At 70.1% G+C, this 25,467-nt stretch carries 28 protein-coding genes and 1 pseudogene; 11 read left to right on the top strand and 18 right to left on the bottom strand.

The features are described from left to right. The first annotated feature begins 155 nt into the window (after nt 1–155). The gene (locus AQI88_RS23940; protein ID WP_067002886.1) at nt 156–3,941 is read left to right on the top strand and encodes a multifunctional oxoglutarate decarboxylase/oxoglutarate dehydrogenase thiamine pyrophosphate-binding subunit/dihydrolipoyllysine-residue succinyltransferase subunit; all 3,786 of its coding nucleotides are present in this window, start codon (nt 156–158) and stop codon (nt 3,939–3,941) included. A 90-nt stretch (nt 3,942–4,031) separates the two neighbouring features. On the opposite strand, the gene AQI88_RS23935 is transcribed toward AQI88_RS23940, so the two are convergent. Then, nucleotides 4,032–4,214: a DUF6104 family protein gene (locus tag AQI88_RS23935; RefSeq protein ID WP_005312030.1), complete on the bottom strand. Its 183-nt coding sequence runs from the start codon at nt 4,212–4,214 to the stop codon at nt 4,032–4,034. Between the two features lie 232 nt (nt 4,215–4,446). Here AQI88_RS23935 and AQI88_RS23930 point away from each other — a divergent pair, with 232 nt between their 5' ends. Both AQI88_RS23930 and AQI88_RS23925 read left to right on the top strand, forming a co-directional pair. Beyond that, a complete protein-coding gene (locus AQI88_RS23930) occupies nt 4,447–5,391 on the top strand; it encodes a DUF4097 family beta strand repeat-containing protein (protein ID WP_067002884.1) in 945 nt (314 codons plus the stop codon). 1 nt (nt 5,392) lies between these two features. Next, entirely contained in the window at nt 5,393–6,469 is a 1,077-nt protein-coding gene (locus AQI88_RS23925; RefSeq protein ID WP_067002882.1) for a PadR family transcriptional regulator, read from the top strand. A gap of 96 nt (nt 6,470–6,565) precedes the next feature. Here AQI88_RS23925 and AQI88_RS23920 read toward each other — a convergent pair whose 3' ends face one another. From AQI88_RS23920 to AQI88_RS23905, 4 genes are all read right to left on the bottom strand, one after another. Next, nucleotides 6,566–7,129: a Clp protease N-terminal domain-containing protein gene (locus tag AQI88_RS23920; RefSeq protein WP_067002881.1), complete on the bottom strand. Its 564-nt coding sequence runs from the start codon at nt 7,127–7,129 to the stop codon at nt 6,566–6,568. Beyond that, complete coding sequence (locus AQI88_RS23915; RefSeq protein ID WP_067002878.1) at nt 7,129–7,338, bottom strand: helix-turn-helix domain-containing protein; 210 nt, start codon at nt 7,336–7,338, stop codon at nt 7,129–7,131. The genes AQI88_RS23920 and AQI88_RS23915 overlap by 1 nt, the downstream gene beginning before the upstream one ends. 110 nt (nt 7,339–7,448) lie before the next feature. Continuing rightward, entirely contained in the window at nt 7,449–8,414 is a 966-nt protein-coding gene (locus AQI88_RS23910; protein ID WP_067002871.1) for a zinc-binding dehydrogenase, read from the bottom strand. 196 nt (nt 8,415–8,610) lie between these two features. After that, the gene (locus tag AQI88_RS23905) at nt 8,611–9,834 is read right to left on the bottom strand and encodes an NAD(P)-dependent malic enzyme (protein ID WP_067002869.1); all 1,224 of its coding nucleotides are present in this window, start codon (nt 9,832–9,834) and stop codon (nt 8,611–8,613) included. 596 nt (nt 9,835–10,430) lie between these two features. Here AQI88_RS23905 and AQI88_RS23900 point away from each other — a divergent pair. The 3 genes from AQI88_RS23900 to AQI88_RS23890 are packed head-to-tail and all read left to right on the top strand — an operon-like array spanning nt 10,431 to nt 13,169. Continuing rightward, nucleotides 10,431–11,390, top strand: a complete 960-nt coding sequence (locus AQI88_RS23900; RefSeq protein ID WP_067002867.1) for an ABC transporter substrate-binding protein — start codon at nt 10,431–10,433, stop codon at nt 11,388–11,390. Nucleotides 11,391–11,427: 37 nt separating this feature from the next. Then, on the top strand, nt 11,428–12,366 hold the full coding sequence (locus tag AQI88_RS23895) for an amino acid ABC transporter permease (protein ID WP_067002865.1): 939 nt from the start codon (nt 11,428–11,430) through the stop codon (nt 12,364–12,366). After that, nucleotides 12,363–13,169, top strand: coding sequence for an amino acid ABC transporter ATP-binding protein (locus AQI88_RS23890; protein WP_317933591.1), 807 nt, complete (start codon nt 12,363–12,365; stop codon nt 13,167–13,169). The genes AQI88_RS23895 and AQI88_RS23890 overlap by 4 nt, the downstream gene beginning before the upstream one ends. A gap of 596 nt (nt 13,170–13,765) precedes the next feature. Here AQI88_RS23890 and AQI88_RS23885 read toward each other — a convergent pair. Continuing rightward, nucleotides 13,766–14,515, bottom strand: coding sequence for a class I SAM-dependent methyltransferase (locus AQI88_RS23885; protein WP_067002863.1), 750 nt, complete (start codon nt 14,513–14,515; stop codon nt 13,766–13,768). 100 nt (nt 14,516–14,615) lie between these two features. Here AQI88_RS23885 and AQI88_RS23880 point away from each other — a divergent pair, with 100 nt between their 5' ends. Next, nucleotides 14,616–15,245 carry a CGNR zinc finger domain-containing protein gene (locus AQI88_RS23880; protein WP_067002861.1) on the top strand — a complete coding sequence of 210 codons (630 nt, stop codon included), beginning with the start codon at nt 14,616–14,618 and terminating at the stop codon, nt 15,243–15,245. Here the strand turns inward: AQI88_RS23880 and sodX are convergent. After that, nucleotides 15,149–15,586 (bottom strand): nickel-type superoxide dismutase maturation protease, encoded by a 438-nt coding sequence (gene sodX, locus AQI88_RS23875; RefSeq protein WP_067003187.1) that lies wholly within the window; start codon nt 15,584–15,586, stop codon nt 15,149–15,151. The genes AQI88_RS23880 and sodX overlap by 97 nt on opposite strands. Before the next feature lie 145 nt (nt 15,587–15,731). Between sodX and sodN the strand changes: the two genes are divergently transcribed. Then, a complete protein-coding gene (sodN, locus tag AQI88_RS23870) occupies nt 15,732–16,127 on the top strand; it encodes a superoxide dismutase, Ni (RefSeq protein ID WP_030790542.1) in 396 nt (131 codons plus the stop codon). Nucleotides 16,128–16,283: 156 nt separating this feature from the next. Here sodN and AQI88_RS23865 read toward each other — a convergent pair whose 3' ends face one another. The 6 genes from AQI88_RS23865 to AQI88_RS23840 all read right to left on the bottom strand — a co-directional run bounded on the left by AQI88_RS23865 (nt 16,284) and on the right by AQI88_RS23840 (nt 21,232). After that, a complete protein-coding gene (locus AQI88_RS23865) occupies nt 16,284–17,468 on the bottom strand; it encodes an alpha/beta hydrolase family protein (RefSeq protein ID WP_067002859.1) in 1,185 nt (394 codons plus the stop codon). 74 nt (nt 17,469–17,542) lie between these two features. Continuing rightward, complete coding sequence (locus tag AQI88_RS23860; protein WP_067002857.1) at nt 17,543–18,469, bottom strand: hypothetical protein; 927 nt, start codon at nt 18,467–18,469, stop codon at nt 17,543–17,545. Continuing rightward, nucleotides 18,466–18,822 carry a PadR family transcriptional regulator gene (locus tag AQI88_RS23855; RefSeq protein WP_067002855.1) on the bottom strand — a complete coding sequence of 119 codons (357 nt, stop codon included), beginning with the start codon at nt 18,820–18,822 and terminating at the stop codon, nt 18,466–18,468. Before AQI88_RS23855 ends, AQI88_RS23860 begins: the two co-directional genes overlap by 4 nt. A gap of 81 nt (nt 18,823–18,903) precedes the next feature. Beyond that, on the bottom strand, nt 18,904–19,797 hold the full coding sequence (gene ppk2 / locus AQI88_RS23850) for a polyphosphate kinase 2 (RefSeq protein ID WP_067002852.1): 894 nt from the start codon (nt 19,795–19,797) through the stop codon (nt 18,904–18,906). Nucleotides 19,798–19,817: 20 nt separating this feature from the next. Beyond that, the gene (locus tag AQI88_RS23845) at nt 19,818–20,051 is read right to left on the bottom strand and encodes a hypothetical protein (protein WP_067002850.1); all 234 of its coding nucleotides are present in this window, start codon (nt 20,049–20,051) and stop codon (nt 19,818–19,820) included. A gap of 26 nt (nt 20,052–20,077) precedes the next feature. Continuing rightward, the gene (locus AQI88_RS23840) at nt 20,078–21,232 is read right to left on the bottom strand and encodes an inorganic phosphate transporter (protein WP_067002848.1); all 1,155 of its coding nucleotides are present in this window, start codon (nt 21,230–21,232) and stop codon (nt 20,078–20,080) included. 191 nt (nt 21,233–21,423) lie between these two features. Between AQI88_RS23840 and AQI88_RS23835 the strand changes: the two genes are divergently transcribed. The 3 genes from AQI88_RS23835 to AQI88_RS23825 are packed head-to-tail and all read left to right on the top strand — an operon-like array spanning nt 21,424 to nt 23,095. Next, nucleotides 21,424–21,822 carry a helix-turn-helix transcriptional regulator gene (locus AQI88_RS23835; protein WP_067002846.1) on the top strand — a complete coding sequence of 133 codons (399 nt, stop codon included), beginning with the start codon at nt 21,424–21,426 and terminating at the stop codon, nt 21,820–21,822. A gap of 44 nt (nt 21,823–21,866) precedes the next feature. Continuing rightward, complete coding sequence (locus AQI88_RS23830) at nt 21,867–22,283, top strand: VOC family protein (RefSeq protein WP_067002843.1); 417 nt, start codon at nt 21,867–21,869, stop codon at nt 22,281–22,283. Between the two features lie 59 nt (nt 22,284–22,342). Next, nucleotides 22,343–23,095, top strand: a complete 753-nt coding sequence (locus tag AQI88_RS23825; protein WP_067002841.1) for a VOC family protein — start codon at nt 22,343–22,345, stop codon at nt 23,093–23,095. An 18-nt stretch (nt 23,096–23,113) separates the two neighbouring features. On the opposite strand, the gene AQI88_RS23820 is transcribed toward AQI88_RS23825, so the two are convergent. The 5 genes and pseudogenes from AQI88_RS23820 to AQI88_RS23800 form a co-directional block, all read right to left on the bottom strand. After that, a complete protein-coding gene (locus tag AQI88_RS23820) occupies nt 23,114–23,446 on the bottom strand; it encodes a DUF952 domain-containing protein (RefSeq protein ID WP_067002839.1) in 333 nt (110 codons plus the stop codon). Nucleotides 23,447–23,455: 9 nt separating this feature from the next. Then, nucleotides 23,456–24,135: pseudogene (locus tag AQI88_RS46025) on the bottom strand (RNA polymerase sigma factor). Nucleotides 24,136–24,141: 6 nt separating this feature from the next. Further along, the gene (locus AQI88_RS23810; RefSeq protein WP_067002835.1) at nt 24,142–24,555 is read right to left on the bottom strand and encodes a YciI family protein; all 414 of its coding nucleotides are present in this window, start codon (nt 24,553–24,555) and stop codon (nt 24,142–24,144) included. A gap of 85 nt (nt 24,556–24,640) precedes the next feature. Continuing rightward, nucleotides 24,641–24,856 carry a hypothetical protein gene (locus tag AQI88_RS23805; protein ID WP_067002832.1) on the bottom strand — a complete coding sequence of 72 codons (216 nt, stop codon included), beginning with the start codon at nt 24,854–24,856 and terminating at the stop codon, nt 24,641–24,643. Between the two features lie 26 nt (nt 24,857–24,882). Beyond that, on the bottom strand, nt 24,883–25,467 hold the full coding sequence (locus tag AQI88_RS23800; protein ID WP_067002830.1) for a dihydrofolate reductase family protein: 585 nt from the start codon (nt 25,465–25,467) through the stop codon (nt 24,883–24,885).

Below are 25,467 nucleotides of genomic sequence, written 5' to 3'. Positions count from 1 at the left end.
ACGCTTGTTTCCCGCCATATCAAGCCCTGAAACAAGATTTCCGATGTGACTTACGCGACGATGAACCGGCCCGACCTGACCTTCACGCTCTGGGAGGCGTAGCCTTTATTCCCGCTGTCCATCACCTTGTGAAGCGGAAGAGGGCGGTTGCCGCCGTGTCGCCACAGTCCCCCAGTAACTCGAGCATCTCGACCGACGACCAAGCCGGGAAGAACCCCGCTGCTGCGTTCGGTCCCAACGAGTGGCTCGTCGACGAGATCTATCAGCAGTACCTCCAGGACCCGAACTCGGTAGACCGTGCCTGGTGGGACTTCTTCGCCGATTACAAGCCGGGTGCGCCGGCTGCGGCCGCGGGGGCCGCAGAGACCGCCGCCCCGGCCCCGCAGGCCCAGCCTGCGGCTCCGGCAGCCCCGGCCGCTCCGGCCCCGGCTCCGGTGGCTCCGAAGCCCGCCGCCGCTCCCGCCCCGGCGCCCGCGAAGGCCGCCGCCCCTGCCCCGGCCAAGCCGGCGACGCCCGCACAGGCGCCCGCTCAGCCGAAGGCGAAGGCGGCTCCCGCCGCGGCGGCCCCGGAGGGTCCCGAGCTGGTCACGCTGCGCGGCCCGGCCGCCGCCGTGGCGAAGAACATGAACGCCTCCCTGGAGCTGCCGACGGCCACCTCGGTCCGCGCGGTCCCGGTGAAGCTGCTGTTCGACAACCGGATCGTCATCAACAACCACCTGAAGCGCGCCCGGGGCGGGAAGATCTCCTTCACGCACCTGATCGGCTTCGCGATGGTGCAGGCCATCAAGGCCATGCCGGCGATGAACTACGCGTTCGGCGAGAAGGACGGCAAGCCGACCCTCATCAAGCCGGCGCACGTCAACCTCGGCCTGGCCATCGACCTGGTCAAGCCCAACGGCGACCGCCAGCTCGTCGTGGCCGCCATCAAGAAGGCCGAGACGCTGAACTTCTTCGAGTTCTGGCAGGCCTACGAGGACATCGTCCGCCGCGCCCGCGACGGCAAGCTGACGATGGACGACTTCACCGGCGTGACGGTCTCCCTGACCAACCCCGGCGGCCTCGGCACCGTCCACTCCGTGCCACGTCTGATGCCCGGCCAGTCCGTGATCATGGGCGTCGGCTCCATGGACTACCCGGCGGAGTTCCAGGGCACCAGCCAGGACACCCTGAACAAGCTCGGCATCTCGAAGGTCATGACGCTCACGTCGACCTACGACCACCGGGTGATCCAGGGCGCCGCCTCCGGCGAGTTCCTGCGCCAGGTCTCGAACCTGCTGCTGGGCGAGAACGGCTTCTACGACGACATCTTCGAGGCCCTGCGCATCCCCTACGAGCCGGTCCGCTGGCTCAAGGACATCGACGCCTCGCACGACGACGACGTCACCAAGGCCGCCCGCGTCTTCGAGCTGATCCACTCCTACCGGGTCCGCGGCCACGTCATGGCCGACACCGACCCGCTGGAGTACCGCCAGCGCAAGCACCCCGACCTGGACATCGTCGAGCACGGCCTCACCCTGTGGGACCTGGAGCGCGAGTTCGCCGTCGGCGGCTTCGCCGGCAAGTCGATGATGAAGCTGCGCGACATCCTCGGCGTGCTGCGCGACTCGTACTGCCGCACCACCGGCATCGAGTTCATGCACATCCAGGACCCCAAGCAGCGCAAGTGGATCCAGGACCGCGTGGAGCGCGCGCACGCCAAGCCGGAGCGCGAGGAGCAGCTGCGCATCCTGCGCCGCCTGAACGCGGCGGAGGCTTTCGAGACCTTCCTGCAGACGAAGTACGTCGGCCAGAAGCGCTTCTCCCTGGAGGGCGGCGAGTCCGTCATCCCGCTGCTCGACGCGGTCATCGACTCCGCTGCCGAGTCGCGTCTGGACGAGGTCGTCATCGGCATGGCCCACCGCGGCCGCCTGAACGTCCTCGCCAACATCGTCGGCAAGTCGTACGCCCAGATCTTCCGCGAGTTCGAGGGCAACCTCGACCCGAAGTCGATGCACGGCTCCGGCGACGTGAAGTACCACCTGGGCGCCGAGGGCACCTTCACCGGCCTGGACGGCGAGCAGATCAAGGTCTCCCTGGTCGCGAACCCCTCACACCTGGAGGCGGTGGACCCGGTCCTGGAGGGCGTCGCCCGCGCCAAGCAGGACATCATCAACAAGGGCGGCACGGACTTCACGGTCCTGCCGGTGGCGATCCACGGCGACGCGGCCTTCGCGGGCCAGGGCGTGGTGGCCGAGACCCTGAACATGTCGCAGCTGCGCGGCTACCGCACCGGCGGCACGGTCCACATCGTCATCAACAACCAGGTCGGCTTCACCGCGGCCCCCGAGTCCTCGCGCTCGTCGATGTACGCGACGGACGTGGCGAGGATGATCGAGGCCCCGATCTTCCACGTGAACGGCGACGACCCCGAGGCCGTCGTCCGCGTTGCCCGCCTGGCCTTCGAGTTCCGTCAGGCGTTCAACAAGGACGTCGTGATCGACCTCATCTGCTACCGCCGCCGCGGTCACAACGAGTCGGACAACCCGGCCTTCACCCAGCCGCTGATGTACGACCTGATCGACAAGAAGCGCTCGGTGCGCAAGCTCTACACCGAGTCCCTGATCGGTCGCGGCGACATCACCCTGGAAGAGGCCGAGCAGGCCCTTCAGGACTACCAGGGCCAGCTGGAGAAGGTCTTCACGGAGGTCCGCGAGGCTACGTCCCAGCCGGCCGCCGTGGACGCCCAGGAGCCGCAGGACGGCTTCCCGGTCGCGGTCCCGACCGCGGTCTCCACGGAGGTCGTCAAGCGGATCGCCGCGTCCCAGGTCAACATCCCCGACCACATCACCGTCCACCCGCGTCTGCTGCCGCAGCTGCAGCGCCGGGCGGCGATGGTCGAGGACGGCACGATCGACTGGGGCATGGGCGAGACCCTGGCCGTCGGCTCGCTGCTCCTGGAGGGCACCCCGGTCCGCCTCGCGGGCCAGGACTCCCAGCGCGGCACCTTCGGCCAGCGCCACGCGGTGATCATCGACCGCGAGAGCGGCGAAGAGTTCACCCCGCTGATGTACCTCTCCGACGAGCAGGCGCGCCTGAACGTCTACAACTCCCTGCTGTCCGAGTACGCGGCCATGGGCTTCGAGTACGGCTACTCGCTGGCCCGCCCCGAGTCCCTCGTGATGTGGGAGGCCCAGTTCGGCGACTTCGTCAACGGCGCCCAGACGGTCGTGGACGAGTTCATCTCGTCGGCGGAGCAGAAGTGGGGCCAGACGAGCGGTGTGACGCTGCTCCTCCCGCACGGCTACGAGGGCCAGGGCCCGGACCACTCCTCGGCCCGCCCGGAGCGGTTCCTCCAGCTCTGCGCCCAGAACAACATGACGGTCGCGATGCCCACGCTCCCGTCGAACTACTTCCACCTTCTGCGGTGGCAGGTGCACAACCCGCACCACAAGCCGCTGATCGTCTTCACCCCGAAGTCGATGCTGCGCCTGAAGGCGGCGGCCTCGAAGGCGGAGGAGTTCACGAGCGGCCAGTTCCGGCCGGTCATCGGCGACGAGTCGATCACCGACCCGGCGGCCGTGAAGAAGGTCGTCTTCTGCGCCGGCAAGGTCTACTACGACCTGGAGGCCGAGCGTCAGAAGCGCGGTGCCACGGACACGGCGATCATCCGCATCGAGCGCCTGTACCCGCTGCCGGGTGCGGAGCTCCAGGCGGAGGTCAACAAGTACCCGAACGCCGAGAAGTACCTGTGGACCCAGGAGGAGCCGGCGAACCAGGGTGCCTGGCCGTTCATCGCGCTCAACCTGATCGACCACCTGGACCTGGCGGTCGGCGCGGACATCCCGGCCGGCGAGCGGCTGCGGCGCATCTCGCGCCCGCACGGCTCGTCCCCGGCGGTGGGCTCCGCCAAGCGCCACCAGGCCGAGCAGGAGCAGCTGGTGCGTGAGGTGTTCGAGGCGTAAGGCCTCCGGCACGGCATACGAAAGGGCCCGGCCCCGAGTTCGTACGAACTCGGGGCCGGGCCTTTCTCGTCCGGCGTTTGGCGGCCGGGGTTACTCCTCGTCGTCCTCGTCGTCGAGGCGGGCGAGCCAGGTCGCGAGCCGCTCGACGGGCACCTCGAAGTCCGGGTTGAGATCCACGAACGTGCGCAGCTGCTCGGCAAGCCACTCGAAGGTGACCTCTTCCTCGCCGCGCCGCTTCTCCAACTCCTCGATACCGCGGTCGGTGAAGTACATGCGTTGCCTCTCCTGCGTATACGTCCCTGCGGATGATGAATCCAGGAACAGCCTATGCGGAGTCGTACCACCGAGAGACGGGCGGCCGTCCCCCACGGGCCACCTCGGCTGGGCCCCGCCCGGACCCGGCTGGGTGTCTTGACTTTCCGTGTCCACGATATATCGTGTTTGACAGAAGACGCGATATGGCGTGTCGCGGCGTCGCGACCGCGTCCGGTCGAGGAGGTTCCCCATGTCCGAGTGGTCCGTCGCCGAGCCCCTGAAGCTCACCTTCGACACCCCCGTGAGCGACCTGCACGTACGCATCGTCAACGGAACAGTGAACGTCGTGGGCACGGACGAGGGTTCCGCCCGCCTGGAGGTCTCGGACATCGAGGGCCCACCTCTGATCGTCACGCAGCAGGACGGCACCCTCACCGTGGCCTACGAAGACCTGCCCTGGAAGGGCTTCCTCAAGTGGCTCGACCGCAAGGGCTGGCGCCGCAGCGCCGTCGTCTCCCTCGCGGTCCCCGCCGACACGCGCGTCGAGGTGGGCGTGGTCGGCGCCGGCGCGGTCGTCTCCGGGATCAGCGGCCCCTCGGTGATCAAGGGCGTCACCGGAGACACGACGCTCGTCGGCCTCTCCGGCCCGGTCCGGGCCGACACCGTCTCCGGGAACCTGGAGGCCCAGGCGGTCACGGGCGACCTGCGGTTCAACTCGATCTCGGGCGACCTGACCGTGGTCGAGGGCTCCGGCCCCGCCGTCCGCGCCGACTCCGTCAGCGGCTCCATGATCATCGACCTGGACCCGGACGGCCCCACCGACGTCCGGCTGACCAGCGTCTCCGGCGAGATCGCCATCCGCCTGCCGAACCCGGCGGACGCGGACGTGGAGGCGAACACCGCGAGCGGCTCGATCTCCAACGCGTTCGACGGCCTGCGGGTGCACGGCCAGTGGGGCGCCCACAAGATCACCGGCCGGCTCGGCGCGGGCACCGGCAAGCTCAGGGCCACCACGATCTCCGGCTCCATCGCCCTGCTGAGCCGCCCGCCGAGGGAGGACGAGAAGGACACCCCGTGGGAGGACGAGCCCCTCGTCGGCACCGAGGCCGCCCCGGGGGACAATTCCGTCTCCGGCCAGGACGCCGACGCCATCAGCGCCCCGGCCGACGGCACGACCGACAAGAAGGTGCTCTGACATGCCCCCCGTCTTCGCCCACGGCCGCCTCCGCCTGTATCTGCTCAAGCTGCTCGACGAGGCCCCGCGCCACGGCTATGAGGTGATCAGGCTCCTCGAAGAGCGCTTCCAGGGCCTCTACGCCCCCTCGGCGGGCACGGTCTACCCCCGGCTGGCCAAGCTGGAGGCCGAGGGCCTGGTCACGCACACCACCGAGGGCGGCCGCAAGGTGTACGCCATCACGGACGCCGGCCGGGCCGAACTGGCCGACCGCAGCGGCGAACTGGCCGACCTGGAGCTGGAAATCCGCGAGTCCGTCGCCGAGCTCGCCGCCGAGATAAGGGCCGATGTGCGTGGCGCGGCCGGTGATCTGCGGCGCGAGATGCGCGCGGCCGCCTCCGAGGCCCGTAAGGGCGGCAAGGCCGGCGCCGGGGAGGCGGGCCCCTTCGGGGAGTTCGGCGACCTCGGCGACAAGGAGGCCTGGCGGGCCGCCAAGGAGGAGATGCGCCGGGTCAAGCAGGAGTGGAAGGAGCAGGCCCGCCGCGCCAAGGACGAGAGCCGCCGGGCCCGCGAGGAGGCCCAGCGGGCCCGCCGCCAGGCCCAGGAGGCCCAGGCGCGGGCCCGGGCTCAGGCCCAGGAGGAGATGCAGCGCATCGCCCGCCACGTCCAGGAGCGCGTCCAGGACCACTTCACCCGCGGCGACTGGCCGACCGGGGTGCGGGAGGGCCTGACCGAACTCGCCAAGGAGTTCGGCGAGTTCGGCAGGGACCACGGAAAGGAGTTCGGCAAGGACTCGGGCTTCGGCCGGCCCGCCGAAGAGCCGGCCACGGGCCCCCGCAAGTCCGCCCCCGCGCCGGAACCGGACTACTCCACCACCCCGCAGGACTTCCCGGCGGAGTACGAACCGTCCTGGGCCCACGAGGACCCCACCGGCGACCCGGCCCGCGACCTGGACCGCCTCCTCGACCGCTTCCGCGACGACATCCGCGACGCGGCCCGCGACCACGGCGTCACCGCCGACCAGCTCCGCGACGCCCGGCAGCACCTGTCGACGGCGGCGGCCCACATCGGGGCGATATTGCGCCGCCCGAAGGTCTGAGCCGCCCGGCACGGCGGTGCGCCCGACCCGCAGGCGCACCGCCGAAGCGCCCCACGTGAAGCGACCGCCCGAGCCGCCCACCCGAGCTGCCGGCCGTCAGCCGGCCTGGGCCGTGCCCTCGCCGTACAGCACGCGCTGCAGGGATTCGTAGGTCACCCCGTGGTCGGCGAGCACCTCGGCGGGCACTCCGGGCCGCACGGTCAGGGCGAGCAGGATGTGTTCGTCGCCGATGTGCCCGTCGCGGCGGCCGGCGGCGGTACGCAGCGCCCCTTCCAGGATGCCCTTGGCGCCCCGGCTGAAGGAGCGGCGCCCCGACCACCGGCCCTTGTCCTTGTGGTCGCCGGCCATCGCCCCGGCGCCGTGCACCTCCTCGACCCGGGAGACGATCTCCGCGACGTCGATCCCGAGTCCGGCGAGGGCGTCCGCCTCCGCCCGGGACAGACCTGCCCGCCGCCGCGCCTCGCCCAGCGCCTCCCGCACGGACGCCTTGCGCTCCGTGACACCGAGCGCGGCCAGCGCGAAGGAGGCACGGCTCGCCTCGCGGTCGAGGAGGGCGAGCAGCAGATGCTCGGCACCGACGGACTGCGCCCCCTCGCGTTCCCCGTGCTCGGCAGCGCCCCGTACAACGTCGCGCGCGTCCTTGGTGAAGCGTTCGAACATCACTGCCTCCCGTACTTCTTGTGCACGGCCTGCCTGCTGACGCCCAGCTCCGCGGCGATCTCCTGCCACGACCAGCCCTGATTGCGCGCACTGCGCACCTGTACCGCCTCCAGCTGCTCCAGCAGCCTGCGGAGCGCGGCCACGGCCCGCAGCCCGACCCGCGGATCGCGGTCACCGGCACGCTGGGCGAGATCCGTTGCCTCGGTCATGACGTCAACTTACGTTGACACCCGGAATCCTGTCAACCGAAGTTGACATCAGGGATACGGAAAAGGCGGGCCCGGCATCCGGACCCGCCCAGCCACACCCCGAAAGGGCGTCAGGAATGCGTGAGCACGATCTTCCCGAACTGCTCGCCGGACGCGAGCCGTTCGAAGCCCTCGCGGGCCCGGTCCAGGGGCAGCACCTCGTCGATGACGGGCCGTACGCCGGTGGCGGCGCAGAAGGAGAGCAGGTCCTCCAGCTCCTCCTTGGTGCCCATCGTGGAGCCGACGACCTTCAGCTCCAGGAAGAAGATCCGGGTCAGCTCGGCATGCGAGGGACGGTCGCCGCTGGTCGCGCCGGAGATGACGATCGTGCCGCCGGGCCGCAGGGACTTCACCGAGTGCGACCAGGTGGCGGCGCCGACGGTCTCGATGACGGCGTCCACGCGCTGCGGCAGTCGGGCCCCCGGCTCCACCGCCTCGACGGCTCCCAGTTCCAGGGCCCGCTTGCGCTTCGCCTCGTCCCGGCTGGTGGCGAAGACACGCAGGCCTGCCGCCTTGCCCAGCACGATCGCGGCCGTGGCGACACCGCCGCCCGCACCCTGCACGAGGACCGAGTCACCGGGCCGTACCCCGGCGTTGGTGAACAGCATCCGGTACGCCGTCAGCCACGCGGTCGGCAGACAGGCGGCCTCGGCGAAGGACAGTTCCTTGGGCTTGGGCAGGATGTTCCAGGTCGGCACGGCGACCTGCTCGGCGAAGGTGCCCTGGTAGCGCTCGGTCAGGATGGAGCGGGGCTCCTTCGGACCGACGCCGTGGCCGGTCTGGCCGATGACGGAGTGCAGGACGACCTCGTTGCCGTCCTCGTCGATCCCGGCGGCATCGCAGCCGAGGATCATCGGCAGCCGGTCCTCCGGGAGCCCGACGCCCCGCAGGGACCAGAGGTCGTGATGGTTGAGGGAGGCGGCCCGCACGGTGACGGTACTCCAGCCGGGCCGGGCCTCGGGGGCCGGACGCTCCCCCAACTCAAGGCCGGAGAGCGGCTGGTCGCGGTCGATCCTGGCAGCGTAGACAGCGAACATGGGCTCGACAATAGGTGCGCGGTGCAGCCGACGGAACCTGGGGCCCCTGTGACACATGCCCTCTTGCACAACGGCACCCGTGCAGCGCACCCGACACGGACGAGCCTCAAGGGCACCCTCTTCATCACCCGATCGGGCAGGCGGGTGGGCAAATAAAATGGCCCCGCCCAAACGGACGGGGCCATTCAGCGCAACGTCAGCGACGAGCAACGCCCTCGGCACGAGCAGCAGCCGCAACCGCCGCAGTCACCGCGGGAGCGACCCGCTCGTCGAACGGCGACGGAATCACGTAGTCGGCGGCAAGGTCGTCCCCGACGACAGCGGCCAGCGCCTCCGCGGCAGCGATCTTCATCCCCTCCGTGATCCGCGTGGCCCGCACCTGCAGCGCGCCCGCGAAGATCCCGGGGAAGGCCAGCACGTTGTTGATCTGGTTGGGGAAGTCGGAGCGCCCGGTCGCGACGACCGCCGCGTACTTGTGCGCCACCTCCGGGTGCACCTCCGGGTTCGGGTTGGCCATCGCGAACACGAAGGCACCCTCGGCCATGGAGGCGACGGCCTCCTCCGGGACCGTACCGCCGGAGACGCCGATGAAGACGTCGGCGCCCGCGAGGGCCTTCTCCAGCGAGCCGGTGATGCCCGCCTTGTTGGTGAAACCGGCCAGCTCCCGCTTGACCGGCGTCAGGTCCTCCCGGTCCGCCGACACGACGCCCTTGCGGTCCGCCACCGCCACGTCCCCGACGCCGGCCTCGACCAGCATCTTGGCGATGGCGACACCGGCCGCGCCGGCACCCGAGATGACGGCCCGCAGCTGCCCGATCTCGCGCCCGCTGAGCCGCGCCGCGTTCCGCAGCGCCGCGAGCGTCACGACGGCCGTACCGTGCTGGTCGTCGTGGAAGACCGGGATGTCGAGGCGCTCCTGGAGCTGCTTCTCGATCTCGAAGCACCGGGGTGCCGAGATGTCCTCCAGGTTCACTCCGCCGAAGGAGGGAGCGAGCCGGACCACGGTCTCGACGATCTCGTCCACGCCCGTGCAGTCGAGCGCGATCGGCACCGCGTCGACGCCGCCGAACTGCTTGAACAGGATCGCCTTGCCCTCCATCACGGGGAGGGAGGCCTGGGGACCGATGTCCCCGAGTCCGAGCACGGCCGTGCCGTCGGTCACGACGGCGACCACGGAGGACTTCCATGTGTAGTCGTTGACCAGCTCCGGCTGTTCCGCGATCGCGGTGCACACGCGCGCGACGCCGGGCGTGTACGCGAGGGAAAGGTCGTCCTTGTCCCGGACCGGCACGGTGGCCTGCACGGCCATCTTGCCGCCGCGGTGCAGCGCGAACACCGGATCGAAGGAATCGAGGGGCTCGGCCCCGCCGTCCTGATCCGTACTGCTGTCGCTGCGAGGATTGACGATCTCCGCTGCCACTTTGTTTTACCCCTTAGGTATGCATGGTTGAGGGTCGACCACTCCTGGTGAGGGGTGGGCGGGCACCGCGCATGGCCCGATTGCTGATACGTACGAGCACATACGCGACGGGCGCGCCGCACACGCGCCCTGAGCCCCGGATGAGGGGTGTAAAGAACCTTCTTACCGGACGGACGGCGCTCACGACGAGTCCATTAGGTGCAAGGTCACATCTGGAGACCAGAAAGCCACACGCGGATGACGTACGGCTGACACGGGTGCGACACCCGTGCGACACGGCCGTGACCCGGCGGCGACGCGCAGCCGGTCGTCCGGCGCGCGCGGCGATGGACCGCAACGATGGACCACATCGTGAGATGGCCCGAAGATTTTCCGGCCTGAGTGATGGATTTCCGCAGATCTGCGGTCCTGAAGTCCCGTCCTGGCAGGACCTGACGCGGTTCGGGGGTCACCCGTTATCCGATTTTGACATGACGACGCCCCTGAATGGCGTAGCCCGAATGGCAAGATGCGGTAAACCCACGAGGTCGCGACACCCGAAGGTGTGTGTTTCCGTCGACCCATCGGCACCTCTCTCATCCGCCGGAGGAACCACGATGACCGCACGCTCCACCTGCCGTACGACCGCCGCGCACTCCCGGCCAGCTGCGGTCGGTGCGATCGCGGTCGTGGGCGCCCTGCTGCTCACCGGCTGCGGTGACCAGACCAAGGGCAAGAACAACGAATCCGGCAGCGCGTCCAGCGTCAACGCCCCGCTGGCCGACAAGCTCCCCAAGGAGATCCGCGACAAGGGGAAGATCCTGGTCGGTTCGGACATCGCGTACGCCCCGGTGGAGTTCAAGGACTCCTCCGGCACCATCGTGGGTCTCGACCCCGACCTCGCGGCGGCCATGGGCAAGCAGCTCGGCGTGAAGCTGGAGTTCAACAACGGCACCTTCGACGGCCTGCTCACCGGTCTGCGCTCGGGCCGCTACGACATCGCGATGTCGGCGATGACGGACAACAAGAACCGCCAGGAGGGTGTCGACCCGGACACCGGCAACAAGGTCGGCGAGGGCGTCGACTTCGTCGACTACCTGACCGCCGGCGTCTCGATCTACACCCGCAAGGGCGACACCAAGGGCATCACGTCCTGGTCGGACCTGTGCGGCAAGAAGATCGCGGTGGAGCGCGGCACCGTCTCGGAGGACCTGGCCAAGCAGGAGGCCAAGAAGTGTCCGAGCGGCAAGAAGCTTGCCATCGAGGCCTTCGACGACGACCAGCAGTCCCAGACCCGTCTGCGCTCGGGCGGCGTGGACGCGGCCTCGTCCGACTTCCCGGTCGCCGCGTACGCGGTGAAGACCTCGGGCGGCGGCAAGGACTTCGAGATCGTCGGTGACCAGGTCGAGGCGGCCCCGTACGGCATCGCCGTCGCCAAGAACGACACCCAGCTGCGGGACGCGCTCCAGGCCGCGATGAACGCGGTCATCAAGAGCGGTGAGTACCAGAAGATCCTCGAGAAGTGGGGCGCCCAGGACGGCGCCGTCAAGGAGTCAGTGGTCAACGGCGGCAAGTGACCCGCGGAACTTCGGCGGCCGCTGAGAGGCAACACCTGTGACTGACATCGACAAGACGGCCGGGGAGCAGCCCGCTCCCCCGGCCGGCCCGGAGGCCATCAGGGCCATCCCGGTCCGGCACTACGGACGATACGTTTCCGCCGTCATCGCGATCGCGCTCCTCGTCGCGATCGTCTACGCGTTCGGCCAGGGCCAGATCAACTGGCACGCGGTTCCGGACTACTTCTTCGACGACCGGATCATGACGGGTGTCAGCAAGACGCTCCTGCTGACGGTCCTGTCGATGCTGATCGGCATCGTCGGCGGCATCGTCCTTGCGGTGATGCGCCTGTCGAAGAACCCGGTGACCTCGTCGATCGCCTGGTTCTACATCTGGTTCTTCCGCGGCACCCCGGTCCTGGTCCAGCTGTTCCTCTGGTTCAACCTGGGCCTGGTCTTCCGCTACATCAACCTGATGCCGCTCTATAAGGACGAGTGGTCGAACTTCATGACGCCGTTGCTGACGGCGCTGCTCGGCCTGGGTCTGAACGAGGCGGCGTACATGGCCGAGATCTGCCGGGCGGGCCTGCTCGCGGTGGACGAGGGCCAGACCGAGGCGGCCCACGCGCTGGGCATGAGCTACGCCAAGACGCTGCGCCGGATCGTCATCCCGCAGGCGATGCGCGTGATCGTGCCGCCCACGGGCAACGAAGTGATCAACATGCTGAAGACGACCTCGCTCGTGGCGGCCGTCCAGTATCCCGAGCTGTTCCGCTACGCCCAGGACATCGGCCAGAACTCCGGCGCCCCGGTGGAGATGTACTTCCTCGCCGCGGCCTGGTACCTGATCATGACCTCGGTGCTGAGCGTGGGCCAGTACTACATCGAGCGGTACTACGCCCGCGGCTCCAGCCGCCAGCTGCCGCCGACCCCGTGGCAGAAGGTGAAGGCCAACATGCTGTCGCTGGGCCGCCCGAAGGGAGCGGTGGGCGCATGACCGACAAGCTGAGCAAGACGGACTCCGTGCCGAAGCAGTCCTCCGTCCCGATGGTGAAGGCGGAGGGCGTCCACAAGTCCTTCGGTCCCGTCGAGGTCCTCAAGGGCATCGACCTGGAGGTGAAGCCGGGCGAGGTGTTCTGCCTCATCGGCCCCTCCGGCTCCGGCAAGTCGACCTTCCTGCGGTGCATCAACCACCTCGAGAAGATCAACGCCGGGCGCCTGTACGTCGACGGCGAGCTGGTCGGCTACCGGCAGCACGGCGACAAGCTGTACGAGCTGCGCGACCGCGAGGTCGCGATGAAGCGCCGGGACATCGGCATGGTCTTCCAGCGCTTCAACCTGTTCCCGCACATGACGGCCGCCGAGAACGTCAGCGAGGCGCCGGTCCAGGTCAAGGGCGTCGGCAAGGCCCAGGCGAAGGAGCGGGCGATGCAGCTCCTGGAGCGGGTGGGCCTCGCGGACAAGGCCGGGAACTACCCCTCGCAGCTCTCCGGCGGCCAGCAGCAGCGCGTGGCGATCGCCCGGGCCCTCGCGATGGACCCGAAGCTGATGCTGTTCGACGAGCCGACCTCGGCCCTCGACCCGGAGCTGGTCGGTGACGTCCTGGACGTCATGCGCGACCTCGCCGAGTCGGGCATGACGATGGTCGTCGTCACCCACGAGATGGGCTTCGCCCGTGAGGTGGGCGACAGCCTGGTCTTCATGGACGGCGGAGTGGTGGTCGAATCCGGACATCCCCGCGACGTCCTGACGAACCCGCAGCACGAGCGGACGCAGTCGTTCCTTTCCAAGGTTCTCTGACGCTCCACCGGGAAAAGGGCGGTACGGACTTCTCCGTACCGCCCTTTTCCAGGAGATATACGGCGCACCTCGGAACCTCTTATGCGCTCAGGACCTTCCTGATGCCCCGGCCCCCTTCTCCCTCGCGGGAGAAACGCGATTCAGGAGTTCACCCGCGAGGGTGTTGAGGAGGCCTTCTTCCGGTTCGTCGTCGGCAATCCTGTCAGCCTTGCCGTCCGTACTGTCGGCGGCAGGCGGCCCAGGCTGGGGGGCCGGCTTCCCGATGGGAGGCTTTTGCCAGGTGGCCGCGGATGCACCGGTCATTCCGATCGTGGCGAGCAGGACAGGGGTGGCGATCACGATGGCCAGGACTCTACGTGCGCGCATGGTTTCCGCCTCGGCTAGGACAACAATTCGCCGCCAAGCTACCCTGGCATTCCTTCCGAAAAACCGCTCACCCAACTAACCACTCGCACGGCCGAGCACCTCCCACCCCACCTCTTGATTTACGGCTGTAATCAGGATCGCGAGCAGTCAAAAGAACTGACTTCTCTTCACGATTCCGGGTGATCGATTCAGGGTGATGCTCTGCGTGGCTGACTACGTGGCCGACTCGGCTACTTGAGTCCGAGGAGCAGCGTGTCGGACGGCGAGCACCACACCGCCCGCGCCTCCCCGAACCCCTTCTCCTTCAGGACCCGCGCGTGCCAGGCCGCCGAGGGCGTGTCCCCGTCGGCATGCTCGCCGTAGATCTCGAAGCGGCGGGCGGTGGGCTCGGCGAGGACCGGGTCCTGGGCCGCCAGCTGCCACCACTCGGCCCAGTCCAGCGCACCGTCCCGCTTGGCCTGATCCATGCGGGCGTGCCGCCGGGCGTGCTCCGCCGCATTGATCCGGGGCGTGCTCTCATCGATCATGTGGTCCGCGTTCATGAAGACACCGCCGTCGCGGACCAGCTCCGCGACCTGACCGTAGAGGGCCGCGAGGGGTTCGCTGTGCAGCCAGTGCAGGGCCGTGGCGGTCAGGACCGCGTCGTAGGAGTCGTACGGCAGTGTCGCCCGCCACTCGGGATCCTTGAGGTCGGCGGTGACGAAGGAGACGCGGTCGTCGCCCTCGAAGGTGCCGCGCGCGATGGCGAGCAGGGCCGGGTCGAGGTCGACCCCGGTGCTGGTGGCCTCGGGGAACCGCGCCAGCAGGCGGGCGGTGATGCTGCCGGTGCCGCAGGCGAGGTCGAGCACGCGCGGGGCCGTGCCGACGAGCGCCTCGACCATGATCCGGAACCGCTCCTCGCGGTCCGGCATGTACCACTCCTGCTGTCGGTCCCAGCTCTCCTGCCAGGCGGCCCAGTCGGTTCCGGTACTGGTGGTCATGGAATCCCCGTCCCCTCACGCGCACGTAATACCCTGGAAGCACGACCGGCTGTTACCCGACCGCAGACACGACCATAGAGCGCCCCGGTAAGGACTACAAGTGGAACTGGCCTATTACTCGGATTACGCCGTACGCCTCGTCAACAGCGAGGAACCGGCCCGGGGCAAGGACTCACTGACCTCGGTCGAGGCCATCCGCGACCTCTTCGGCGTCAACTCTTCGGCGGCCCGCCGCGCCACCGACGCCGACGTCACGCGCTTCCGCTCGGTACGGGGCAGGCTGCGCTCGGTCTTCGAGGCGGCGGACACGGGCGACGAGACGCTCGCCGTGGACCTCCTGAACTCCCTCCTCCTGGAGTTCCCGGTCAGCCCCCAGATCTCCGGGCACGACTACCGCGACGAGGACGGCCGCCCGCTGTGGCACATGCACCTGGCCGACCACCCGTCCAACGCCACCGCCGGCTACGCGGCGATCGCGGCGATGGGCCTGGCCTTCCACCTGACCGAGTACGGCGTCGACCGTCTGGGCCTGTGCCAGGCCGCCCCCTGCCGCAACGCCTACCTCGACACGTCCACGAACCGCTCCCGGCGCTACTGCTCGGACCGCTGCGCGACCCGCGCCAACGTGGCCGCCTACCGGGCCCGCAAGCGCCTGGAGGCCGACCGGTCGGGCAGCAGCGGCCTGGCGGCCGAGAACACCCAGCGCGCCAGCGCCACCGGGGAGCGCTGACCGCGCCCCCTGAGCGGCCGGTACCGGAACCACGCCTTGCCGAGGATCAGCTCCTCGGGCACGACCCCGTAATCAGTGCTGTCCCCGCCCGCGTACGGGTTGTCCCCGAGCACCCACCAGCCGCCCTCGCGCCGCTCCACGGCACGCTTGACGACCAGCAGGTCCTGCTGGAAGGGATGACGCAGGACGACGATGTCCCCCGGCCTGACCGCGGCCCCGTACTGCAGCAGCAGCCGGTCCCCGTGATGCAGCGTGGGCACCATGGACGGGCCCGTCACCTCGGCCAGTCCGAAGAGCGCCCCCGTCCTCCCCCGTTCGGTCTCCTGCGACAGCTCCGGCATCCCCGGCACCTCCCCGGTCCGTTCCTCCACCAGTCTCAGTCTGACCCTGGACTTTTGTCCTAAGCCCTAGGGGGCACTCGCGAAAACCCGTCCCTCAGGGAGTAATGTCCCACCTGAGAAGACGATCACGAGGAAGGAATGCTCCATGCTTTCCCGCCTGTTTGCCCCCAAGGTCAAGGTCAGCGCCCACTGCGACCTGCCCTGTGGCGTGTACGACCCGGCCCAGGCCCGCATCGAGGCGGAGTCGGTGAAGGCCGTGCAGGAGAAGATGGCCGCCAACGACGACGCCCACTTCCAGGCACGCGCCACCGTCATCAAGGAGCAGCGCGCGGAGCTCGCGAAGCACCACGTCTCCGTGCTCTGGAGCGACTACTTCAAGCCCCCGCACTTCGAGAAGTACCCGGAGCTGCACCAGCTGGTCAACGACGCCCTGAAGGCCCTCTCGGCCGCCAAGGCGTCCACGGACCCGGCCACGGGCCAGAAGGCGCTGGACTACATCGCCCAGATCGACAAGATCTTCTGGGAGACCAAGAAGGCCTGAGCATCCCGCCTTCTGCTCTGCACTGCCTTCAGTTGCAGCGTTTGCTTACCCGCACCCGGTCCCCGCGCCGCCCAGCAGGCGTGCCTGACGGACCGGGTGCGGTTTTTTCTGCTCACCCCCGCTCAGCGACGTCGGACCAGAATGGCGCCGGGCAGTTCACGGAATGAACTTCACCTCTGGGAAGGCCGCGCTCGGGCCGTCGAGCAGGTGCCCCCGGCGGCGCAGGTGCAGGTCGAAGAACGCGAGCGGATACGCCTGCTGGATGCGTACTGCCCGGGCCGGATCGAGGGTGCCGATCCAGCTCTGGAGGTCCGCGTCGCTCATCCCGAGGGCTGGTGCCAGCTGGGGGATCAGGACCTGGACGTCGCAGTACGACGAGTGAACCGCGCCCTCCGCCTGGACGTTGAGCCGCCATCCCCGCAGGTGCGACCAGAACTCGGCGACGCTCGGCTGCGTGGCACGGGGGTACGCGGCGGTCATCAGCATGAACGGCCGGTCCAGGTCGGTGGTGATCATCGGTTGCATCGGGCCGTCGAAGCTCAGCCCGGCCCGGACGCGCTGGTCCTCGCTCATGACGAAGGCGGTCGCCGTCGCGCCTTTCGACCAGCCGAACATGCCGATGCGATGCGGATCGAGGGCGTTGCACAGGCCGGCCGGGAGCGGCCGGTGTCCGGCGTCGGGGTTGCGCCCGGCGGCGAGGTCCTCGATGCGGTCGAGCACGAACCGGATGTCTGTCGCGAAGTCCCGCGGTCCCAAGGCGGGGTGGTCGAGCGGGACCGTGAGCCGGCCGTCGGGGAACTCGCTGAATGCGTCGTAGGTGTGGTCCACCGTGACCACCACATACCCGTGGCTGGCGAGCTCCTGAACCACGATGGTGGTGTCCGCACGATGATCGTGCGCGCCGTGCGAGAAGACGATGACGGGCAACCGTCGGCGGGTTCGCCGTACCGGGGCGCTCTGGTGGCCCGCCGTGAGTGGCGCCACTGCCACATCGGCCGGGAAGTCCGCCGCCGTGAGGAGTGCCCGCGTCACGGCGGGGGACGTCCAGGGGGCGAGCGGATACCGCCCGACGTCACGGGCGGGATACCAGACGCCGGCCATCAACGCGCGGTGATGCCCCGGGCCGGCCACGGGATCCGGACGTGAACCGTCGACGAGGTGCAGCGACACCGTGCCCACCGGGTACGGTCCGGTGGGCGCAGGCAGTGTGAGCTGCGCCGGGCTTCGGGTGACCGCAGCCGCCGACGTGTGGCTCGCGAGGCCGAGGGGTAAGACGACCGCGCCTGCCAGCACGGCTCGGCGTGTCAGTGGTGTGCGGCCGATGGATGCCGTGATGGTCATGGACCCTCCCGAGTCTGGGTTTCTTGAACAGAACCGAACTCGCAGCCCGTGCCGCTGGGGGACGGGCCGTTCTGCTACGCCGCGCTCGGCGGGGTTGCCCGGGCGCGGAGGAAGGGCACCGCGCCGCTGAGCAGGACCACGAGCAGGGCGCCCGCGCCCGCGGGGGAGAGCGGGTGCAGCAGCGGCACCGTCGTCTGCAGCGCGGCAGGGAGCACGGCCACCGCCAAGCCCGCGGCGGGCAACCGGTGACGCCTGGTGAAGAGCAGGGTGATGGCGAGGACCCCGGCCCAGAGTGTGTGGGTGGTGCGGGGGCCGCCCAGCGCAGGGGCGTGGTAGATGTCGCCGAGCAGTTGTGCCCCCCACAGCAGGACGGCCAGGGCGGCGGTTCCCGTCATGGCGGCGCGTTGCGGCTGGGAGGTTCCGAGCAGGTCCTTGGGCGCGGCGAGGACGAGGGCGCCGGTGAGCAGCGGCACGGTCAGGTTCAGCACAGCGCCCGTGTAGATGCCGTGGAAGTCGAAGTGGGCGAGCAGGAGCAGGGGGAGGTCGGCCAGCCGGAGCAGCGTCGCCGGCACGACCAGTGTCCGGGCCACGGTCCAGCGCCCGGTCCAGACGGCCGCGAGTGCCGCGAGCCAGATCAGTGGCACGAGGCCCTGGTCGGCGAGGAGGAGCACACCCGGGAGCGAGGACGAGGGCAGGGTCCGGATGCCGGGGGTGAAGAGCCACAACAGGCTCGCCACGCCGCTTCCCGCCGCGACCGCGACAGTCAGCGGTGCCGCCTGCGCCAGGATCTGACCGGCAGTCCGGCCGGAGCCCAGGCCGGTGCGCTGCCGCAGGCCGTGGCCGGCGATGTCGAGCGCCTCGCGCAGCCGGCCGAGCGAGCCGGCGTCCTCCGTGGCCTCGGCGTAGATCGCGGTCAGCTCGGCCTCGTGCTCGGCGCGGTAGGCGGCGGGGTGACAGCGCAGCGCCCAGCGGAGGGCGCGCGGCTGGTGTCGCTCCGTCATGCCAGGGCCCCTTTCGGGCCGGTGGCGAAGGCGCGCCTGGTGGCCATCCGGCGCTCCGCCTCGGCGACGACGGCGCGCAGCCGCTCCGTCTCGGCGACCAGCGCGGAGCGGCCGGCCTCGGCGAGGGCGTAGACCTTGCGGGCCCGGCCGTCGACGACCTCCTCGCGCTCGACCCGGATGAGGCCCTGCTGGAGCAGCCGGTCCAGCGCGCCGTAAAGGGTGCCGGTGCGCATCCGCACGCGGCCCTGGGAGATCGCGTCGATCTCCTGGATCAGTCCGTAACCATGCCTGGGCTCGTCGGCCAGGGCGGTGAGCAGGAGCAGCGTCGGCTCCTGAAGCGGTCGGTCACTCATGCCACCTATATATATCGGTGACCGTCATATATTGTCGAGTGACGTATCAGCTCTCCCGCTCGGCAGCCCGGGCTGCGGCTTTCACGACGGGCGGTCCCGGTCGTCCTCGCCGGCCTCCAGGAGGCCCGCTGCCGCGCCGACGACGCGGGGGTCGGGCGTGCCGACCACCTCCTCGTCCTTGTCGGCGTACGCGAAGCGCGCCAGCACGCTGCGCATCGCCTCGACCCGGGCCCGTTTCTTGTCGTTGCTCTTGACCACGGTCCAGGGGGCGTGCTCGGTGTCCGTCGCGCCGAACATGGCAACCTTCGCGGCCGTGTAGTCGTCCCAGCGGTCCAGCGAGGCCAGGTCCATCGGGCTGAGCTTCCACTGCCGTACCGGGTCGACCTGGCGGATCGTGAAGCGGGTGCGCTGCTCGCCCTGTGAGACCGAGAACCAGAACTTGACCAGGTCGATGCCGTCGTCGACGAGCATCCGCTCGAACAGGGGCGCCTGACGCATGAAGCGCCGGTACTCGTCGTCCGTGCAGAAGCCCATCACCCGCTCCACACCGGCGCGGTTGTACCAGGAGCGGTCGAAGAGCACGATCTCGCCGGCGGTCGGCAGGTGTTCGACGTACCGCTGGAGGTACCACTGGCCCCGCTCGCGCTCGGTCGGCTTCTCCAGCGCCACCACGCGTGCGCCGCGCGGGTTCAGGTGCTCGGTGAACCGCTTGATGGTGCCGCCCTTGCCGGCCGCGTCCCGTCCCTCGAAGACGATGACGAGCCGGCGGCCGGTCTCCTTGATCCAGCTCTGCAGCTTCAGCAGTTCGATCTGCTGGAGCCGCTTGTGCCACTCGTACTCCTTGCGCTCCATCCGGTGGTCGTACGGGTAGTTCTCCCGCCAGGTGTCCACCAAGGTGCCGTCGGGCCGGATCAGTACGGGGTCGTCGTGGTCGGTGTAGTCGACCCGCAGGCCCTCCGTCATCAGAGGTGTCATCTCGTCCGCCCTCGCCTGCGTCAGTGGAACTGCGGAACGATCAGATATATCCCGTACGCCACCACCGCCGCGCACGCCAGGAAGCACAGCGCCGCCTGCGTGAGGCCCAGGGCGCGGGCGCCGTCCGGGTGTTCGCGCGAGTCGTCGGTCCGGGCGAGGCCGAGGACGCCGAGGGCGAAGACGCAGACCACGGCGACAGTGACGCCGATGCTCACCGCGGTGACCTGGCCGAGTGCGGTCCAGTCGAGATGCATGGGGGGTCTCCTTGGCTCAGGTCGGCTCAGGCGGCCGTGCCGACGTGGGTCGGCGCGGCGGTGCGGAGGGTGACCGCTTGGTCGTCGTTGACGTTGTTCGCGTGCACCGGGTTGCGGCGCGAGGCGAGGACGATGACGGTCGCGAGGGCGAGTGCGACCAGGGCGATCACCGCCGTGCCGGCGTTGCCGCCGTGCTTGACCACGCTCGCGGCGAGCCCGCCGACCAGCGCGGCCGCGGGCAGGGTGATCAGCCAGGCGGCCACCATGCGGCCCGCGACGCCCCAGCGGACCTCCGCCAGGCGGCGGCCCAGACCGGCGCCGAGGATGCTGCCCGAGGCGACCTGGGTGGTGGACAGCGCGAAACCGAGGTGGGCGGAGGTCAGGATCACGGTCGTGGAGGCCGTCTCGGCGGCGAAGCCCTGCGGGGACTGGATCTCGGTGAGGCCCTTGCCCATCGTGCGGATGATCCGCCAGCCGCCCAGGTAGGTGCCGAGGCCGATGGCGAGGCCTGCCGAGGCGATCACCCAGACCGGCGGGCCGGCCTCGTGCCCGAGGGCGCCCGCCGAGATGAGGGTGAGGGTGATGACGCCCATCGTCTTCTGCGCGTCGTTGGTGCCGTGCGCCAGCGAGACCAGCGAGGCCGAGGCTATCTGGCCGATCCGGAAGCCCTTGGTGACCGTTTCCTTACGGGCCCGCTCGGTGAGCTTGTAGGCGAGGTAGGTGGCGATCAGCGCCGCGACGCCCGCCACCACCGGCGAGGCCACCGCCGGGATCAGCACCTTCTCGACCACCTTCTCGAAGTGCACGCCGTCGGCCCCCGCGCCGACCCAGACGGCCCCGATGAGCCCGCCGAACAGGGCGTGCGAGGAACTGGACGGCAGTCCGGCGAGCCAGGTCACGAGGTTCCACAGGATCGCGCCGACCAGCCCGGCGAAGATCATCGCCGGGCTGACGAGTGTGTCGTCCACGATCCCGCCGGAGATCGTCCTGGCGACCTCGGTGGACAGGAAGGCACCCGCGATGTTCAGCATGCCGCTCACCAGAACGGCGGTCCGTGGTTTCAGCGCCCCGGTCGCGATGGACGTCGCCATCGCGTTCGCCGTGTCGTGGAATCCGTTGGTGAAGTCGAAGGCCAGCGCCGTGACGATGACGACCGCCACGAGGAACGTGATGTGGTCCATTCCCCGAGGGAAGCAAGCACAGGCCAATGCCAGGCGAACTGGAGGCGAAGGGAGTGTCGAAGTCGGGGGATTGTGTTGTGCGTTCCTGTCCGAAAGCGTTCGGTCTGGCCTGCGTGAAGCGCCCCATGCCCGACTGCCACGCAAGCGTTCGACGCCTGCCTGCGCGAACGCCTCCGTGCCAAGCTGAGCGAATGACCCTGGAGGACCTGGTGCGGCTGCGGCGGGTGCGCGACCGCATGGACCGCGAGTACGCCGAGCCGCTCGACATGACCGAGCTGGCCCGTGGCGCCCACATGTCGCCGGGCCACTTCCAGCGCAGCTTCCGCAAGGCGTACGGGGAGACGCCGTACAGCTACCTGATGACCCGCCGGGTCGAGCGGGCCAAGGCGCTGCTGCGCCGCGGCGACCTCACCGTGACCGAGGTGTGCTTCGCCGTCGGCTGCACCTCCCTCGGCTCGTTCAGCTCCCGGTTCACCGAGCTGGTCGGCCAGACCCCGAGCGCCTACCGGGCCGGCTCCCACGAAGAGAGCGCGATGATCCCGTCCTGTGTGGCCCGCTCGTTCACCCGCCCGCGCCGCAGGCCGTACTGAAGCACTCCCGCGCACGGCGGCCCGGCTGGGCCTAGCGTGAGGCCATGGACCTGAAACTCAAGCAGTGCTTCATCGCCGTGGACGACCACGACAAGGCACTCCACTTCTACTGTGACGTGCTCGGCATGGAGGTCCGCAACGACGTGGGCTTCGAGGGGATGCGGTGGGTCACCGTGGGCTCGCCGCTCCAGCCGGACGTGGAGATCGTGCTCGAGCCGCCCGGCGCGAGCCCGGACATCTCCCCCGCCGACAAGCAGGCGATCGCCGAGCTGCTCGCCAAGGGTCTGCTGCGCGGTGTCATCTTCACCACCGCCGACTGCGACGCGTTGTACGAGCGGGTCCGGGAGGCCGGCGCAGATGTGCTCCAGGAGCCGACGGACCAGCCGTACGGGGTGCGCGACTGCGCCTTCCGCGACCCGGCCGGGAACATGCTGCGGTTCCTCGAGCGGCCCGCGGACTGAGCAGCCCGCGGACTGAAATTCCGCCGGCGCGGCGGGGACCGCTGCCTACGATCCCCGCCATGAACACCATCCGCTGGACCTACGCCTTCATCGACCGCCCCGCCGCCCGCCTCGCCGGGGCCCTCGCCTTCTGGACGGCCGCCACCGGCACCCGGCCGTCCGAACCGCGCGGTGAACAAGGCGAGTTCATGACGCTGCTGCCCGACGGGACCGACGCGTGCGTGAAGCTTCAGGGGGTCGCCGAGGGTGCGGGCGGCGCGCACCTCGACCTCTGCGTCGAGGACCCGGCGGCGCTGGCCCGGGCGGCCCGCGACCTCGGCGCGGACCTGGTCGCGGACCACGGCGACTGGGCGGTGCTGCGCTCGCCCGCCGGGCAGCTGTTCTGCGCCGTGCCGTGGCACGGCGAGACGGTACGGCCGCCGGTGGCCGACGGCAGCCGGCTGGACCAGGTGTGTCTGGACGTCCCGCCCTCCGGGTACGACGCCGAGACCGCCTTCTGGGCCGCGCTGACCGGCTGGGAGCTCCGGGAGGGTTCCCTGCCGGAGTTCCGGGTGCTCAGGCCGCCCGCGGGGCTGCCCGTCCGGATCCTGCTCCAGCGGCTCGGCGACGAACGCCCGCCCTCCGCCCACCTGGACCTCGCCTGCGCGGACATCGCGGAGACTCGCGCCCGGCACGAGCGGCTGGGCGCCACCCGCGTCCACCAGGGCCCGCACTGGGCGGTGATGCGCGACCCGGCCGGTGGCACCTACTGCCTGACCGGCCGGGATCCCGAGACGGGCGGGCTGCCGGCGGCGGCTGTCAGGGAGCCGTAGTCGCGTACGCGCGCCCGGTCACTGCCAGGGTTCCACGTCCACCACGGCGTCGACCGGCACCGGCCCGTACACGTGCGGGAACTCCTCGCCGTTCGGCGGCATGGCCTCGTACTTCACCGGCACCTGGAGCCGGACCGGGTCCACGACCAGGACGACCAGCTCGTCCGGGCCTTCGTAGTCGCCGTACAGGAAGGCCGCGATGCGCGGGAGCTGCTCGCGGGTGGAGAAGTGGACGAAGCCCTCCTCCTGGAGGGTGCGGCCGCGGGTGGACACCTCGTAGGTGCCGGACTCGCGGGCCGCCTCCCACAGGGAGCGCTCGGTGATGTGGACGATGTGCGGAAGTTTCGGCATGCGGCCACGCTACGGACCCAGCCGGGCCGCCCGCATCCGCACATAGTGCCGCCCCGGCAGGCTGAGGGGCACGGCGGCTGCCGACGCGTAGGCGGCGCGGGCGCGGTCGTAGGCGCCCGCCCGCCCCCACAGGTGCCCGCGCGCCGCGTCCAGCCGGTGGGCTCGCGCCCAAGTCCCGCTCCAGTCCTTCCAGTTCCGCGAGGCCGGCCTGTGGGCCGTGCACCATCGCGAAGGCCACAGCGCGGCCGAGGCTTTCCGCCGCGCCCGGGACCCGGCGGGCGAGGAGGTCGTACGGACCGAGGATCTTCCGCCAGTCCGTGGCCTCGGCGGAGGGTGCCTCGTCGTGTACGGCGTCGGCCGAATCACCTCACCGGCCAGGTCGCGCCGCTGGAGGGCGGTGCCGGAGGTCGCGGTGCAGCCCTCGTTGAAGAACAGGTAGAGGGTGTGCGGGAGGGCGGGCAGCCGCGGTCAGGTCGGGGTGGAAGCACAGGAAGTGCAGGCTGGGGGTGTCGTCCTCGCGGGGCGCCCGGTCGGGCGGGGCATCACGGACAGCGAGGGCCGCCGCGAGCAGGGCTTCCTGTACGGCGTCCTCGGCGGCGTCGAAGGGCCCGTAGCGCCGCACCAGCGCGCCGAGGACCTGCGGGCGCATGCAGGCGCAACAGCTCCTCGATGCCCGCCGCAGCGGTCATGGGGGGTCAGATGTCCCCGGCGCCGTCCATGACCGGCCGGATCACCACGGGGTATTCGGTCAGGCCCTCGGGGCCGGGGCAGCGGGTGACGCGCTCGGCGATCTCGGTGACCCGCTCCAGGCTCGCGCAGTCCACCACCCAGTAGCCGGCCATCAGCTCCTCGGACTCGCCGTACGGGCCGTCGGTGATCACGGTCTCGCCGTCCTTGCCGCGCGCGACCAGCCGGGTCCGGGCGGGCTCGGCCAGGCCCTGGGCGTCGACGAGTTCGCCGGACTCGGCGAGGTCGTCGCTGATCGCGCCCATGTACAGGTACATGGCCTTGAGCTCCGCCTCGGTCCAGGCCGGGGCGTGCTCGGAGGGCCTGCCGTGCAAAGCGTCGTAGTCCGCCTGGGTGCCCTGCACCATCACCAGGTACTTCATGGTCCGCTCCTTCGGCTCGGGGCCGCCCTCTCAGGGCGGCTCTCGCAGGGAACGTCGGAGCCGGGCCGGGCTTCTCGACACGGGCTCAGGATTTTTCCGCGGCGGATTCTCCGGGGTGCGGTTGCGCGGTCCCGGCGGCACGGGCCGCGGGCTCGGCCGGCTCCCCGTAGGCCGCGCAGCCGGGGTTGCGGCACGGCCCGGGGCCCCACACCGGCACCCAGGCGCCCAGGGTCTTGTGCCGCCCGACGACCGTTTCGACGGGCTGTCCGCAGACGGGACAGACGTGTCCCTCGCTGTCCATGCCCTCAGGGTAGGGCGGGCCGGGGGTCAGCGCTTCCTGTGGTACGTCCGCACGAGCGCGCCGTTGCCGAAGGTGCGCACCGAGTCCAGGGTGAACTCCTTGATGTCGAGGCCGGTGCCGAACATCGGCATGCCGGTGCCGTAGACGATCGGGTAGGTCTTGATGACGAGTTCGTCGATCTCGTCGAGCAGGGCTCCGGCGACCTGGGAGCCTCCGCAGAGGAAGATGTCCAACCCGCCGTCCTCCGCCTTGAGTTCGCGGACCCGGCCGGTCAGGTCGCCGTCGACGATCTCGACGTGCGGGTCGGGCGACGTGCCCAGGGTGCGCGAGGCGACGTACTCGCGCAGGTGGGCGAAGGGGCTGGTGATGCCCTCCTTCAGCGCCACCTCGTAGCTGGCCCGGCCCTGGATGACGGTGTCGAACCGCCGGTTCTCCAGGTGGTCCAGGCCGAGCTGCCGGCGGACGTGGGTGGGCAGGGTCTCCGCGAACTCCGCCTTGAGGAAGTCGAAGTACTCCTCGTCCAGGAAGCGGAGCATCGCGGTGCCGTCGCCGTGTTCGTCGCCGATGAAGCCGTCGAGCGAGCAGGCGATGAAGTACGTGAGCTTTCGCAA

This window comes from Streptomyces cellostaticus (genome assembly GCF_001513965.1).
Lineage (GTDB): Bacteria > Actinomycetota > Actinomycetes > Streptomycetales > Streptomycetaceae > Streptomyces > Streptomyces cellostaticus.
This window is presented reverse-complemented; position numbering and strand designations above follow the sequence as displayed.